General features: G+C 62.3%; 12 protein-coding genes. 2 read left to right on the top strand and 10 right to left on the bottom strand.

Features of this window, described 5'->3' with window-relative positions:
* Positions 1–17: 17 nt before the first annotated feature.
* The 5 genes from fabD to IFU00_07195 form a co-directional block, all read right to left on the bottom strand.
* On the bottom strand, positions 18–953 hold the full coding sequence (fabD, locus tag IFU00_07215) for an ACP S-malonyltransferase (protein ID MBD8542067.1): 936 nt from the start codon (positions 951–953) through the stop codon (positions 18–20).
* Between the two features lie 68 nt (positions 954–1021).
* Positions 1022–2002 (bottom strand): ketoacyl-ACP synthase III, encoded by a 981-nt coding sequence (locus tag IFU00_07210; protein ID MBD8542066.1) that lies wholly within the window; start codon positions 2000–2002, stop codon positions 1022–1024.
* Between the two features lie 25 nt (positions 2003–2027).
* A complete protein-coding gene (gene plsX, locus IFU00_07205; GenBank protein MBD8542065.1) occupies positions 2028–3098 on the bottom strand; it encodes a phosphate acyltransferase PlsX in 1071 nt (356 codons plus the stop codon).
* 212 nt (positions 3099–3310) lie between these two features.
* Complete coding sequence (rpmF, locus tag IFU00_07200) at positions 3311–3493, bottom strand: 50S ribosomal protein L32 (protein MBD8542064.1); 183 nt, start codon at positions 3491–3493, stop codon at positions 3311–3313.
* A 251-nt stretch (positions 3494–3744) separates the two neighbouring features.
* Positions 3745–4242, bottom strand: a complete 498-nt coding sequence (locus IFU00_07195) for a DUF177 domain-containing protein (GenBank protein ID MBD8542063.1) — start codon at positions 4240–4242, stop codon at positions 3745–3747.
* Positions 4243–4338: 96 nt separating this feature from the next.
* Between IFU00_07195 and maf the strand changes: the two genes are divergently transcribed.
* On the top strand, positions 4339–4953 hold the full coding sequence (gene maf / locus IFU00_07190) for a septum formation protein Maf (GenBank protein MBD8542062.1): 615 nt from the start codon (positions 4339–4341) through the stop codon (positions 4951–4953).
* A 21-nt stretch (positions 4954–4974) separates the two neighbouring features.
* Entirely contained in the window at positions 4975–5724 is a 750-nt protein-coding gene (locus tag IFU00_07185; GenBank protein MBD8542061.1) for an SAM-dependent methyltransferase, read from the top strand.
* A 15-nt stretch (positions 5725–5739) separates the two neighbouring features.
* Here the strand turns inward: IFU00_07185 and IFU00_07180 are convergent, their stop codons facing one another.
* The 5 genes from IFU00_07180 to IFU00_07160 form a co-directional block, all read right to left on the bottom strand.
* Positions 5740–7008, bottom strand: a complete 1269-nt coding sequence (locus IFU00_07180) for an EAL domain-containing protein (protein ID MBD8542060.1) — start codon at positions 7006–7008, stop codon at positions 5740–5742.
* A 125-nt stretch (positions 7009–7133) separates the two neighbouring features.
* A complete protein-coding gene (gene rlmJ / locus IFU00_07175) occupies positions 7134–8420 on the bottom strand; it encodes a 23S rRNA (adenine(2030)-N(6))-methyltransferase RlmJ (GenBank protein MBD8542059.1) in 1287 nt (428 codons plus the stop codon).
* A gap of 455 nt (positions 8421–8875) precedes the next feature.
* Entirely contained in the window at positions 8876–10174 is a 1299-nt protein-coding gene (gene aceA / locus IFU00_07170; protein ID MBD8542058.1) for an isocitrate lyase, read from the bottom strand.
* Between the two features lie 328 nt (positions 10175–10502).
* Positions 10503–13112, bottom strand: a complete 2610-nt coding sequence (gene clpB, locus IFU00_07165) for an ATP-dependent chaperone ClpB (protein MBD8542057.1) — start codon at positions 13110–13112, stop codon at positions 10503–10505.
* A 113-nt stretch (positions 13113–13225) separates the two neighbouring features.
* On the bottom strand, positions 13226–13651 hold the full coding sequence (locus tag IFU00_07160; protein MBD8542056.1) for a hypothetical protein: 426 nt from the start codon (positions 13649–13651) through the stop codon (positions 13226–13228).
* Between the last annotated feature and the right edge of the window lie 6 nt (positions 13652–13657).

Here is a 13657-nt window from a genome sequence, read left to right as displayed (position 1 = left end):
TTGGTGCTGCGCCGGCGTTACGCGTTGAACGTGGCCAGCACGCGCTCGAGCGCAGCCTGGTCGACCAGTGCGTCGCCGACCAGCGCCGGATCGATACGCTTGGCCATGCCCACGAGCGTCTTGCTCGGTGCGCACTCGATGACCTGCGTGACGCCGTCCTGCGCCATCTTCTGCATCGTCTCGACCCAGCGCACCGGACCGGCGGCCTGGCGCACCAGCGCATCCTTGATCTGCTCCGGATCATTCAATACGACGACATCGACGTTGTTGATGACGGGGATCTGTGGCACGGCAAAGGTCAGCGTGCGCATGTACTCGCGCAGACGATCCGATGCGGGTTTCAGCAGCGACGAGTGGAACGGCGCCGAGACCGACAGCTTCATGGCGCGCTTCGCGCCCTTGGCCTTGGCGATCTCGCAGGCGCGCTCGACCGCAGCCGTGTGGCCGGCGATCACGATCTGGGTCGGCTCGTTGAAGTTGACTGCTTCGACGACCTCGCCCTGGGCGGCTTCTGCACACACGGCGCGCACGTCGTCGGCCTGCAGGCCGAGGATGACGGCCATGCCGCCCTGCCCGACCGGCACCGCGTCCTGCATCGACTGCGCGCGAAAGCGCACCAGCGGCACGGCGTCGGCAAACGGAATCACGCCAGCGGCGACCAGCGCCGAGTATTCACCCAGGCTGTGGCCGGCGACAACGGACGGAATCGGGCCGCCGGCCGCGATCCAGGCACGGTACACGGCCACGGCGGCGGTCAGCATGACCGGCTGCGTGTTGGTGGTCAGATCGAGGTCTTCTTTCGGGCCGTCGGCGATCAGGCGCTGCAGATCGAAGCCAAGCGCGTCGGAGGCTTCTTGCACGGTCCGGTCGACAACCGGGTTGCCGGCGAAACCGTTCAGCATGCCCACTGCCTGGGCGCCTTGTCCGGTAAACAGGAATGCGAAGTTGCTCATCGTGATGTATCCGTAGTAATTGGTTCTTGGGAGTGCCGCGCTATGATTGCGAAGCGGTGTGCGACTCGTTACATGCGCGCCAGCACGGCGCCCCAGGTAAAGCCGCCGCCCACGCCTTCCATCAGCACGTTCTGGCCCGGCTTGATGCGGCCATCGCGCATCGCCTGGTCGAGCGCCAGCGGAATCGAGGCGGCCGACGTATTGCCGTGCTCATTGACGGTGACAACCATTTTTTCCAGCGGCAGGCCAAGTTTTTTGGCGGTGCCGTTCATGATGCGGATATTGGCCTGATGCGGCACCAGCCAGTCGATCTGGTCCGGCGTAACGCCAGCGGTATCGAGCACTTCGTGCGCCACCTTCTCGAGCACCGACACGGCCAGCTTGAACACGGCCGGGCCATCCATGTGCAGGAAACCGCTGCCGGCAACGGCGCCGCCCGCCAGGTTGCCCGGGATCGACAGGATGTCGGCGTGACTGCCGTCGGCGTGCAGCTTGGTGGCCAGGATGCCCGGCTCGTTCGACACTTCCAGCAGCACGGCGCCGGCGCCATCGCCGAACAGCACGCATGTGCCGCGGTCATTGAAGTCGACGATGCGCGAGAAAATCTCGGAACCGATCACGAGTACGCGCTTGTGGTTGCCGGCACGGATGAACGCATCGGCCGTCGACAAGGCGTAGACGAAGCCGCTGCAGACCGCCTGCACGTCGAAGGCAGCGCTGCCATTGGCCATCCCCAGCTTTTGCTGGACGATGCAGGCCGTGCTCGGGAAGCTGCCGTGAAAGTCGGGAGTGGAACTGGCGACGATGACGAGGTCGATGTCGCCCGCTTCGCGGCCGGCCATCTCGAGCGCCCGGCGCGCGGCGTGCACGGCCAGATCGGATGAAAGCTCATCGGCGGCGGCGAAGTGGCGCGCCTCGATGCCGCTGCGGGTAACAATCCATTCGTGCGACGTTTCGACACCTTGCGCGGCCAGCCGCGTGGCCAGCGCTTCATTGGTGACACGGTTGGCCGGCAGGTAGCTGCCGGTGCCAGTGATTTTGCTGTACAGGGTCATTGCTTCACCATCCGCTCGGTTATTGCGCCTGGCGCTCGATCGTGGACACGGGCTCGAGCACCGGCATGGGCGCTTCGGCAGCGCCCGTTGAATTCGGCATCAGCTCGGTAATTAGTGCCGACAACTGTTCTTGCACATTATTGTGCGCGGCCTCGTAGGCACGCTTGATCGCCCATTCGAACGAATAGGCGTTGGCGCCGCCGTGGCTCTTGAACACCAGGCCCTTCAGGCCCAGCAGACCGGCGCCATTGTAGCGCTCGGGATTGAGTTTCTTCATCGCCTTGCGTGCGAACACGGCGCCGACCATCGACATGATGTCGGACTTGAAGGTCGATTTCATGAAGCGCGACAGGCCTTCAATCGCCTTGAGCATCACGTTGCCGACGAAACCGTCGCAGACGACGACGTCGACGGTACCCTTGAAGATGTCATTGCCTTCGACGTTGCCGTAGAAATTGAGCTTGCCGCGGGCAGCATCGTCGCGCAGCAGCACGCCGGTGGCCTTGACCACCTCGTTGCCCTTGATGTCTTCGGTGCCCACATTGAGCAGGCCAATGGTCGGGCGGGGGATGCCTTCGATCGCCGAGCACAGCACCGAGCCCATGATCGCGAACTGGTGCAGGTGATGCGGTTCGCAATCGACGTTCGCGCCCAGGTCGAGGATATAGGTCGGGCCGTTCTTCTGGTTCGGCATGATCGAGCAGATCGCCGGACGGTCGACGCCGGGCATCGTCTTGAGCACGTAGCGCGAGACGGCCATCAGGGCGCCGGTATTGCCGGCAGAGACGCAGGCATTGGCGCTGCCGTCTTTCACCAGCTCGATCGCCACACGCATCGACGAATCCTTCTTGCGGCGCAGGGCCACCTCGATCGGATCGTCCATCGCGACGACTTCGGTCGCGTTCTTGATCGTCAGACGGGGCAATTTGTCGCCGTGGTGTTTCTTGAGTTCTGCGCGCAGCACCTCTTCGACGCCCACGAGCACAAGCTCGGCGTCATCCTGCTTCTTGAGGAACGAGATTGCTGCCGGAATAGTTACTGACGGGCCGTGATCGCCACCCATGCAGTCAATGGAAATTTTTATGGTCATGTATTGGGAATGCCGCGGCTCACACAGGACTGGCGGCCAGATGGGATCGATTCGTCGCCAGGAGGCGCACAAGATCCGCGCTGCTCAACATGACGGGGCGAAACACATGCCCGTGATGCCAACAATGCCTGAGCAGATGCCAAAGAAAAAGCGGCGCCACGCAGATAACATACGTTGCGCCGCTTTCATGGTTCTAAAAGCCAGGACGTCGATTACTCGTCGTTTTTGGTCTTCAGAACTTTGCGACCACGGTAGAAACCGTTAGGGCTGATGTGGTGACGCAGGTGCGTTTCGCCGGTGGTTGGCTCGACTGCCAGGTTTGGTGCAACCAGGAAGTCGTGCGAACGGTGCATACCGCGCTTCGATGGGGATTTTTTATTCTGCTGAACAGCCATGATAACTCCTAATACTAAGTTCTAAAATTTTAACACATTCGACGTGCAACGATTTGCGCATCGAGTATCCCAGCAGCAATCTTCAAGGATGTCCCCCGGGATTGCCGACACGTTTCCGTCTACTTCTACTACCAATGCCATACTCGAGCGCTGCACGCGTCTGACACATTCTTTGCAAATTTTGGGCGACATTCTTTCTACGCTGCCGCCACCGTACTGCGAAACCGATCCTGCTCTTTGTTGGTGCTAATTCATTCTGTCTTGAGATTCTTGAGGCCGGCAAATGGCGACGGCTTCTCGTTCTTCAGGCTGTCCAGCAGCTTGGTTTCTGGGCAGACATCGTGCTTTGGCGACTGCGGCAATGCCAGCAGGGCTTCGTCTTCGAGCAACTGGCGAATATCGCAAGTGCGACTGCCGACGATCACATCGATGCTGTCGTCGTCGAGAACGATCTCGATGGCATCGGCTTCTTCGTCATCTTTACCCAGCACCAGCATGGTCGACGAATCGATGTCGTAATCCATGGGCTGCAGACAACGCTGGCATTCCAGCTTCACGTGACCGGCGACCTCGAGAGTCAGCGACGGATAACCGTGACGGGTTTGACCACCTTGCATCGTCCAGCGGATGTCGCCGCCTTTTTCGGAACTCTCTGCGGCCAGCCGGGTCATCTCGACCAGGGGCGTGCTGCCCTCACGAAAACCATCGCTCTTGCAAAACTCGAAGGCATCAATGATGAAAGCGCTCATTTAGAAAGTCGTCCCGGAAAACCTGCGATAATAGCAGGCTTTTCACCGCAGCGCCATGAAACTGTGGCTTCGCTGCCGATTTATCCCGAGGGCCGCATGATAACAAGCTCTACCCCGCCCCGCCTGATCCTCGCCTCGAGCTCGGCCTACCGGCGCGAATTGCTGGGCCGGCTCGGCCTGCCATTCGAGGCCATCGCGCCCGATCTCGATGAAACCCCGCTGCCAGGCGAAACGCCGCCGGCAACCGCGCTGCGCCTGGCGCGTGCCAAGGCCGAGGCCGTGGCGCGCCTGCATCCGGATGCGCTCGTGATCGGCTCCGACCAGGTCGCCACGCTCGACGATCTGCAGATCGGCAAGCCGGGTGACCATGCGCGCGCGCTAGCCCAGCTGCAGTTGATGCGGGGCCGTGAAGTCGTGTTCCATACGGCCCTGTGCCTGTGGGACGGGCGCGTGACCAACCCTGCCGCCGCTGTCCAGGTCGACAATGTGCAGGTTCGCGTGCGTTTTCGCGACCTGCCAGATGCCGAACTCGACGCCTATCTGCGCATCGAACAGCCGTATGACTGCGCCGGCAGCGCCAAGAACGAAGGCCTGGGCATTGCCCTGATCGAACACATTCACTCGCTTGATCCGACCGCCCTCACCGGCTTGCCGCTCATCGCCCTGACCGGCATGCTGCGGCGCGCCGGCGTGCGCTTCTTCGGCACCTGACCACTTATCTGAAACGAACCCATGCCCGGCACCCTGTACCTGATTCCCAATACCCTCGGCCCACTCGACGCCGCGCCCGGCTGCCTGAATGGCCTGCTGCCGACGCAAGTGCAGGCACTGACCAGCTCGCTCGATTATTTTGTGGCCGAAAACGCCAAGACGGCGCGCGCGTTCCTGAAACTGATCGCCATCGACCATCCATTGGCCAAGCCGCTGCAGGAAATCGAGATCGCCGAACTGAACGTGAACACGCCGGCCGCAGCGCTGACGCAATTGCTGGCGCCGCTCCTGGCAGGACGCGATGCGGGCCTGGTGTCAGAGGCCGGCGTGCCAGCAGTTGCCGATCCCGGCGCCGACCTCGTGCGCCTGGCGCATCAGCACGGGATTGCCGTGCGGCCGCTGGTCGGCCCGTCATCGCTGCTGCTGGCCGTCATGGCCAGCGGCCTGAACGGCCAGAGCTTCGCTTTTAACGGCTATCTGCCGACCGATGCGGCGCTGCGCACGAAACGCATCCGCGAGCTGGAAACCCGTTCACGGGGCGAGCGCCAGACACAGCTCTTCATTGAAACGCCGTACCGCAACGGCGCGATGCTCGAAGCACTGGTGGCGGGTTGCCAGCCGGGCACGCTGGTGTGCGTGGCAACCGACCTGTCGTTGCCGAGCGAGTCGGTGCGCACCATGACGGCGGCGAAGTGGAAGGCAGCGCTGGGGGCGGACAAGGGGCCGGACTTCCACAAGAAGCCGACCGTGTTCCTGCTGCTGGGGCAATAAAGGATCGGTCGGACTTTAGCGCACGTCGTGGGTCAGCTCGCGGACCCAGTCGAACGCTGCCAGTTCGATCTCGCGTACCTCGGGCACCGTCAACCCGATCTTCTTGAGTTCGGCATTGAGCTTGCGGCCACCGACGGCTGTTTCGAGCAGCTCGGCGATGCGCAACATCGTGCCGAAGTCACCATCGCGGTCGATCAGTGCATCGCGTACGTCATGCGCGACCTCGACATGCACGAGGATGTCGGCCATCCGCACCGAGAACAGCGCTTCGGCCAGCGACATGATGCCGACCGTAAAGGCGCGGTCGGCGCTGGCCGTGTCGCCTGGGCGCACGCGCAGCGTCATCAGTTCGAGCAGCTTGCCGCGCGTGGTGGCCAGTTGCAGCAACGGCGAGTCGAGCGAGACCTGCGCGCCCGCCGCCGTGTACAGCAGGATCTGCAGCCAGCGACCCAGCTGACGCCGGCCCAGCACCGCGAGCGCCTGGGACAGCGATTCGATGCGCGGACCCGGCACTGCGCGGCTGTTGACCAGGCGCAGCAGGTTCAGGCTGACCAGCGCATCGCGCTTGACGGCCGTTTCGATGGTCTGGTTGTCGGCATTGGAATTGACGAGCTCCAGCAAGCGCAGTAGCACGACTTCGGTCGGCGCGATCTTGCGGCCGCTGAGGATCACGGGCCGCGCAAAGTAATACCCCTGGAAGTATTCGAAACCGAGTTCCATGCACAGCTTGAATTCTTCGATCGTCTCGACCTTTTCAGCCAGCAGGCGCTTGCCGGTCTTTTTCAGCGACGCGACCAGATCGCCCAGCGCATCCGGGGCCACGCCCTTGATATCGACCTTGATGATGTCAATCAGCGAAATCAGCTGATCGAGTTCGGGCGAATGTTCGATGACGTCGTCGACGGCGAACTTGAAGCCGAGGTTTTTCAGTTCGTCCACCCGCGCCAGCAACTCCGGCGTGGGCTTGACGGTTTCCAGGATTTCGAGAATGACTTTATGCGGCTGCAGGAAGCGCACGAAGTCGCTCATCAGGACGACGGCGTCGACATTGACAAAGGCGAGCTGATCGCCCACCACCTGCTCCATGCCGAGCTGGGACGCATGCGAAATGACGGCCGCCGTCGCGGCGGCGCCGTCGGTCAGCTTGGCGTCTTCGTCCTCGCCGGCAGCACGAAACAGCAGTTCGAACGCCAGCAATTGCTGGTCGCGCCCGAGAATGGGTTGCCGTGCGAGGAAAAAATCGTCAGACGGCACCAAGACCGCTGCCGTTGCATCAGCATGCATTGAAATATTACTCCTGGAAACTGTCACAGCGGATCGCGGCGCGCTGGCAGCACGCACCCGCGCACCACCTGCACCGACTATACTACAAAAACATCAATCTTAGCATTTCGACATCAAATCGAATGCTAGCTGCGGCCGCCGCCCTGTCGGGTGCGGCCGGTGCGCGGGGCACCCGGCGTTGCCGGGCGATCGCCAGCGGTGCGGGGTGCACGCGGCGCGGCAGCATCCGACGCCGCGCGCGATGAGGCGCCGGGCGCACGGGGCGCGCGAGGTGCAGCAGTCTTTGGCGCACTCGAGCGCGGCGGCGCACCCGGCCGGCCAGCATCCTGCGTCGGACGGCCCGTGCCAGTGCGGGATGGCTTGACCGGCGCTGCCGGCTCGTCGCCTTCGCGCGGCATGACCTGGCCCGGCAGGCGCAGACTGCCCTTGCCCGACAGCGGGCTGGCGCGGCGCGCATTGCCGATCGGCTGGCGCGGCATGCCGGCGGCTCCATCGGTGCGGCTGGCGCTGCGGCCGAGGGCCGTGCCCGTGACCTGGGTACCCTTTTCGATCGTGAAGCGTGCGCCGGCATCCTTGCCCAGCACGCGCACCAGATACGGCAGCACTTCGCGCAGGATCGGCTCGAGCGTGTACGGTGGGTTCAGGATGAACATGCCCGAGCTGTGCAGGCCAGTGCCGTCAGGGGTCGGGGTCTGGATCGTCAGCGTGACGTTCAGCCATTCCTTGGCCGGCACGCGCTTCAGGCGATCGGCAAACTGGCGCGATTCCATGCGCTGCAGCACCGGATACCAGACGGCGTAGATGCCGCTCGGGAAGCGCAGCAGCGCGTCGTCGAGTGCTTCCTTCACACGCTTGTAGTCATCCTTGACTTCGTACGGCGGGTCGATCAGCACCAGCGCGCGGCGCGACGGTGGCGGCAGCAAGGCCTTCATGCTGTCGAAGCCGTCGCCCCGGTCGATCATCACGCGGCGGCCGCGCGAGCGTTCGCCCTGCTCGGCCTTGTGCGCGTCGAGCTTGCGGAAGTTATCGGCCAGGATCTTGCAATCGGCCGGGTGCAGCTCGAACAGGCGCAGGCGGTCCTGCTCGCGCGCCATCTGCTCGGCAACATACGGCGAGCCCGGGTAATAGCGCATCTTGCCGCTCGGGTTCATGCCCTTGATCAGGTCGAGGTATTCCTTCAGCGGTGCCGGAACGTCAGTGAGGCCCCACAGCGGGCCGATGCCGGTATCGAATTCGGCGGTCTTGGTCGACTGGAAGCTGTCGAGTGCGTACACGCCGGCGCCCGAGTGGGTATCGATATAGGTATAGGCGGCATCCTTCTGGTTCATGTACTGGTGCAGTTGCACCTGAATGAAGTGCTTGAGGACATCGGCGTGGTTACCCGCGTGGAAGGCGTGGCGGTAGCTCAACATAAGCTGGAATTCCTAAAAGTGACGTTGCCGCGCGAAACTGGCGGCGATATTAGGCGCCATTATCCACTACAACCGACCGCGGCTGGGAATGCGGGTACGAACTTTTGGGAATGCAGGTACGGACTTGCGGGAATATGGGTACGGACTTGCGCAGATGCGGTACGGACTTCGCGAATGCGGGTACGGACTTCCGGCAATGTAGGGTGGACGCGGCCGGCGAGGCGGCTCCGCCGTCCACGCGGTGATCGCTATCCAAGAGATCATTGAGGAGGTAAGCGGAGTCGGCTGATAGCTATCCGAGAGATCATTGAGGACGCAAGCGGAGTCGGCTGATCGCTATCCGAAAGATCATTCGGAACGAAAGCGGCGTTGTTTGAAAGCCCATCCGGCGCGGCGACGGCAACGATCACCATCACCGCGTGGACGGCGAAGCCGTCCACGCTACGTCGGATCGATCAGGCGACTTTCTTTTCTTCGAAGAACTGTTCGTCCTCAGTCGAGCCGTGCAGCGCCGTGGTCGAGCTCTGGCCCTGCTGGATGGCCTGGGTCACGGCGTCGAAGTAGCCGGTGCCCACTTCGCGCTGATGCTTGACGGCGGTGAACCCTTTTTCAGCGGCGGCGAATTCGGCTTCTTGCAGCTCGACGAAGGCCGACATGCCGGTGCGTGCATAGCCGTGGGCCAGGTTGAACATGCCGTAATTGAGCGAGTGGAAGCCTGCCAGCGTGATGAACTGGAACTTGTAGCCCATCGCGCCCAGCTCACGCTGGAACTTGGCGATGGTCGCGTCGTCCAGGTTCTTTTTCCAGTTGAACGATGGCGAGCAGTTATAGGCCAGCATCTTGCCCGGGAACTTGGCGTGGATCGCCTCGGCAAAGCGGCGCGCGAACTCGAGGTCGGGCTTGCCGGTTTCGCACCAGACCAGGTCGGCGAACGGTGCGTAGGCCAGGCCGCGCGAAATCGCTTGCTCGACGCCCGGCTGGACGCGGAAGAAACCTTCGACCGTGCGCTCGCCGGTGCAGAATTCTTTGTCATTGGCGTCGACGTCGGACGTGAGCAGGTCGGCTGCTTCGGCGTCGGTGCGGGCGATGACAAGCGTCGTGGTCCCCATCACGTCGGCTGCCAGGCGGGCCGCGTTGAGTTTTTCGATGGCTTCGCGGGTTGGCACCAGCACCTTGCCGCCCATGTGGCCGCACTTCTTGACCGACGCCAGCTGATCCTCGAAGTGCACGCCCGATGCGCCGGCTTCGATCATCGACTTCATCAGTTCATAGGCATTGAGCACGCCGCCGAAACCGGCTTCGGCATCGGCCACGATCGGCGCGAAGTAATCGATATCGTCCTTGCCTTCCGACCACTGGATCTGGTCGGCACGCTGGAACGTGTTGTTAATGCGGCGCACGACCAGCGGGACCGAGTTGGCAGGATACAGCGACTGGTCCGGATACATTTCGCCAGCGGCGTTGGCGTCGCCCGCCACTTGCCAGCCCGACAGGTAGATCGCCTTCAGGCCCGCTTTCACCTGCTGCATGGCCTGGTTGCCGGTCAGCGCACCCAGGGCGTTCACATACGGCTCATCATTGACCAGGTTCCACAGCTTCTCGGCACCGCGCTTGGCCAGCGTGTGCTCGATGCGCACCGAGCCACGCAGACGGACGACGTCGGCAGCGGTGTAATTGCGCACGACGCCTTTCCAGCGTGGATTGGTGTCCCAGTCTTGCTGCAGTTCGGCGATTTGCTGTTCACGGGTAGTCATGGTGTGTTCTCCTGAAGGGTGGTAAGACGTTTGATCGAGCCTGCGAATCCGTTGAGACAATCATAAAGCCGTTTGTGCGTGGCACCATCAGTCTTCTATAAGACATACGACTAAAATAATTACCAGTAATATCAATGGCTTGCAATCCATATATCATGATGCGGAATGAAATTTCTTACGATGGTAAGGAAAGCGCCCGCTGACGTGCTGCGCATTTCGCATTGCACGATGATCATTTCGCATCCTGAAATATGGCGTCTTATTTTCTGTCAAGAAACGACAAAGGGCGCGGCAATTGCCGCGCCCTTTTCATGTCAACCGAACCGGCTTACTTCGCCAGTTCGACTGTCTGCTCACCAAAGGTCAGCTCACCACCCCGCACCCGGACCGGAATCACATCCTTCGGTCCGAAGCGGCCCGACAGGATCGCTTTCGACAGCGGATTTTCGATCTGCTGCTGGATCGCGCGCTTGAGCGGCCTTGCGCCATACACCGGGTCATATCCTGCTTCGGCAATCTTCTGCAGCGCCTCTTCGTCGATATCGAGCGTCATGTCCATCTTTGCCAGGCGCGCTTCCAGAATCTGCAGCTGGATGCGCGCAATGGCGCCGATGTTCTTCTCGTCGAGTGCATGGAACACGACGATCTCGTCGATGCGGTTGATGAACTCGGGGCGGAAGTGCCCGCGCACCTCGGCCATCACCGCCATCTTGACCACTGCCGGCTCATCGCTTTCCATGGCCTGGATCCGGTGCGAACCCAGGTTCGACGTCATCACGATCACCGTGTTCTTGAAGTCGACCGTGCGGCCCTGGCCATCGGTCATGCGGCCATCGTCCAGCACCTGCAGCAACACATTGAACACGTCCGGGTGCGCCTTTTCGATCTCGTCGAGCAGGATCACGCTGTACGGTTTGCGCCGCACGGCTTCGGTCAGGTAACCGCCCTCTTCGTAGCCGACGTAACCGGGCGGCGCGCCGATCAGGCGGGCAACCGAATGCTTCTCCATGAATTCGCTCATGTCGATGCGGATCATTGCATCCTGCGTATCGAACAGGAAGCCGGCCAGCGCTTTGCACAGTTCGGTTTTACCGACACCGGTCGGCCCCAGGAACATGAACGAACCATATGGGCGATCCGGATCGGACAGGCCGGCGCGCGAACGGCGGATTGCATCCGACACCGCTTCGATGGCTTCGTCCTGGCCCACGACGCGTTTGTGCAGCTCGTCCTCGATGTGCAGCAGCTTGTCGCGCTCGCCCTGCAGCATGCGCGTGACAGGAATGCCGGTCGCGCGCGAAACCACTTCGGCAATTTCTTCAGCCCCGACCTGCGTGCGCAGCAGCTTGGGCTTCTGGCCGTCGAGTTCGGCGCGCGCGGTGCTGGCTTCAGCGTCACGCAGTTGCGCTTCGAGTTCAGGCAGGCGGCCATACTGCAGCTCGGATGCCTGCTGCCAGTTGCTCTGGCGGCGCGCTTCTTCCATCTGGTAGCGGATGCGCTCGATTTCTTCCTTGATATGCGTGGTGCCCTGCACTGCGGCCTTCTCGGCTTTCAGGATTTCTTCGAAGTCGTTGTACTCGCGCTCCAGACGGGTGATTTCGTCGCCCAGCAGCTCGAGGCGGCGCTGCGACGCTTCGTCAGTTTCGCGGCGTACGGCTTCGCGCTCGATCTTCAGCTGGATCATGCGCCGCTCAAGGCGGTCCATGACTTCGGGCTTCGAATCGATCTCGATCTTGATCTTGGCCGCCGCCTCGTCGATCAGGTCGATCGCCTTGTCGGGCAGGAAGCGGTCGGTGATGTAGCGGTGCGACAGCTCCGCCGCCGCGATGATTGCCGCGTCGGTGATGTCGACCTGGTGGTGCAGCTCGTATTTCTCCTGCAGCCCGCGCAGGATGGCAATCGTCGCCTCGACACTTGGCTCGTCGACAATGATCTTCTGGAAGCGGCGCTCGAGTGCGGCATCCTTTTCGACGTACTTGCGGTATTCGTCGAGCGTCGTCGCGCCCACGCAGTGCAGCTCGCCGCGCGCCAGCGCCGGCTTGAGCATATTGCCGGCGTCCATCGCGCCTTCGGCCTTGCCCGCGCCAACCATCGTGTGCAGCTCGTCGATGAAGACGATCGTCTGGCCTTCGTCCTGCGCCAGCTCTTTCAGCACGCTTTTCAGGCGCTCTTCGAATTCACCGCGGAACTTCGCGCCGGCCAGGAGCGAGGCCATGTCGAGCGACAGCACGCGCTTGCCCTTGAGCGAATCGGGCACTTCGCCATTGACGATGCGCTGCGCCAGGCCTTCGACGATGGCGGTCTTGCCCACGCCCGGTTCACCGATCAGCACGGGATTGTTCTTGCTGCGACGCTGCAGCACCTGGATCGCGCGGCGGATTTCGTCGTCGCGGCCGATCACCGGATCGAGCTTGCCGGCGCGGGCGCGCTCGGTCAGGTCGAGCGTGTATTTTTTGAGCGATTCGCGCTGGCCTTCGGCTTCGGGCGAATTGACGCTTTCGCCACCGCGCACGGCCTGGATCGCCGACTCGAGCGACTTCTTCGCCAGGCCGTTTTCACGGGCCAGGCGGCCGGCGTCGGACTTGTCTTCGAGCAGCGCCAGCAGGATCATTTCGGACGAGACGAAGCCGTCGCCGCGCTTCTGCGCTTCACGGTCCGCCAGGTTCAGCAGGCCCATCAGGTCGCGCCCGACCTGGACGTTGCCGCCGGTACCGGTGACCTTCGGCTGGCGCTCGAGCGAGGCTTTCAGCGCATTGGACAGCGCGCCGACGTTCACGCCGGCGCGCTGCAGCAGCGAGCGCGCACTGCCGTCGTCCTGGTTCAGCAGCGCCACCAGCAGGTGGACTGTTTCAATGTATTGGTTGTCGTTGCCGACTGCCAGGCTCTGGGCATCCGCCAGCGCTTCCTGAAGCTTGGTCGTCAATTTATCTTGTCGCATGGTGTGACTCCTGAGTTTGTTCTTGGTTGCGATACAAGATTGGGATGACGGGATGCTTTTCAAGCACCCCGTCTGGCCGCGCGTAAGAAAAACACCTACAAAGAGAAAAGCAGTTAGCTGTCAGACAACCTGGATTCGGGTGCCGGCCCGGCCGCTTGCAACTCGCGCACGTTCTTTTGCACGGCAACCACGGCAAACAATGACAGCGCAAACGACATCGCATAAAAGCCTTTTTCGCTCAGCGCCAGCGTGGCGTTGATAAGTCCGATGCCCAGCAGCCCGATCGATGCCATCAGCGAGAACCAGCACAGCGACACATACAGTCCGGTGACGGGCAAGCCTTCTGCACGATCACGCACTGTTTTTTGCAGGGAAATCGCGGCGAACAGGCCGTACAGCAGCAGCACGAGGTAATAACCTTTCTCGTTCAGCTGCATCTGCGCGTTCCAGAGGCCAATCAGATAGGCGGCCATGCCGATGATGAGTGCGCCCCAGGAGGCGCCGACGAAGGCCGCGGTCGGCCGGTAATGAGTATGCATGATCGA

The sequence above is a fragment of the Oxalobacteraceae sp. CFBP 8761 genome, assembly GCA_014841595.1.
Taxonomy (GTDB): Bacteria; Pseudomonadota; Gammaproteobacteria; order Burkholderiales; family Burkholderiaceae_D; genus Telluria.
The sequence above is the reverse complement of the archived record's forward strand: the minus strand, read 5'-3'. Positions and strand labels throughout refer to the sequence as shown.

Coding starts and splice junctions, on each gene's coding strand:
- fabD (MBD8542067.1), bottom strand. CDS start 953: ATGAGCAACTTCGCATTCCTGTTTACCGGACAAGGCGCCCAGGCAGTG.
- plsX (MBD8542065.1), bottom strand. CDS start 3,098: ATGACCATAAAAATTTCCATTGACTGCATGGGTGGCGATCACGGCCCG.
- rpmF (MBD8542064.1), bottom strand. CDS start 3,493: ATGGCTGTTCAGCAGAATAAAAAATCCCCATCGAAGCGCGGTATGCAC.
- IFU00_07195 (MBD8542063.1), bottom strand. CDS start 4,242: ATGAGCGCTTTCATCATTGATGCCTTCGAGTTTTGCAAGAGCGATGGT.
- maf (MBD8542062.1), top strand. CDS start 4,339: ATGATAACAAGCTCTACCCCGCCCCGCCTGATCCTCGCCTCGAGCTCG.
- IFU00_07185 (MBD8542061.1), top strand. CDS start 4,975: ATGCCCGGCACCCTGTACCTGATTCCCAATACCCTCGGCCCACTCGAC.
- IFU00_07180 (MBD8542060.1), bottom strand. CDS start 7,008: ATGCATGCTGATGCAACGGCAGCGGTCTTGGTGCCGTCTGACGATTTT.
- rlmJ (MBD8542059.1), bottom strand. CDS start 8,420: ATGTTGAGCTACCGCCACGCCTTCCACGCGGGTAACCACGCCGATGTC.
- aceA (MBD8542058.1), bottom strand. CDS start 10,174: ATGACTACCCGTGAACAGCAAATCGCCGAACTGCAGCAAGACTGGGAC.
- clpB (MBD8542057.1), bottom strand. CDS start 13,112: ATGCGACAAGATAAATTGACGACCAAGCTTCAGGAAGCGCTGGCGGAT.
- IFU00_07160 (MBD8542056.1), bottom strand. CDS start 13,651: ATGCATACTCATTACCGGCCGACCGCGGCCTTCGTCGGCGCCTCCTGG.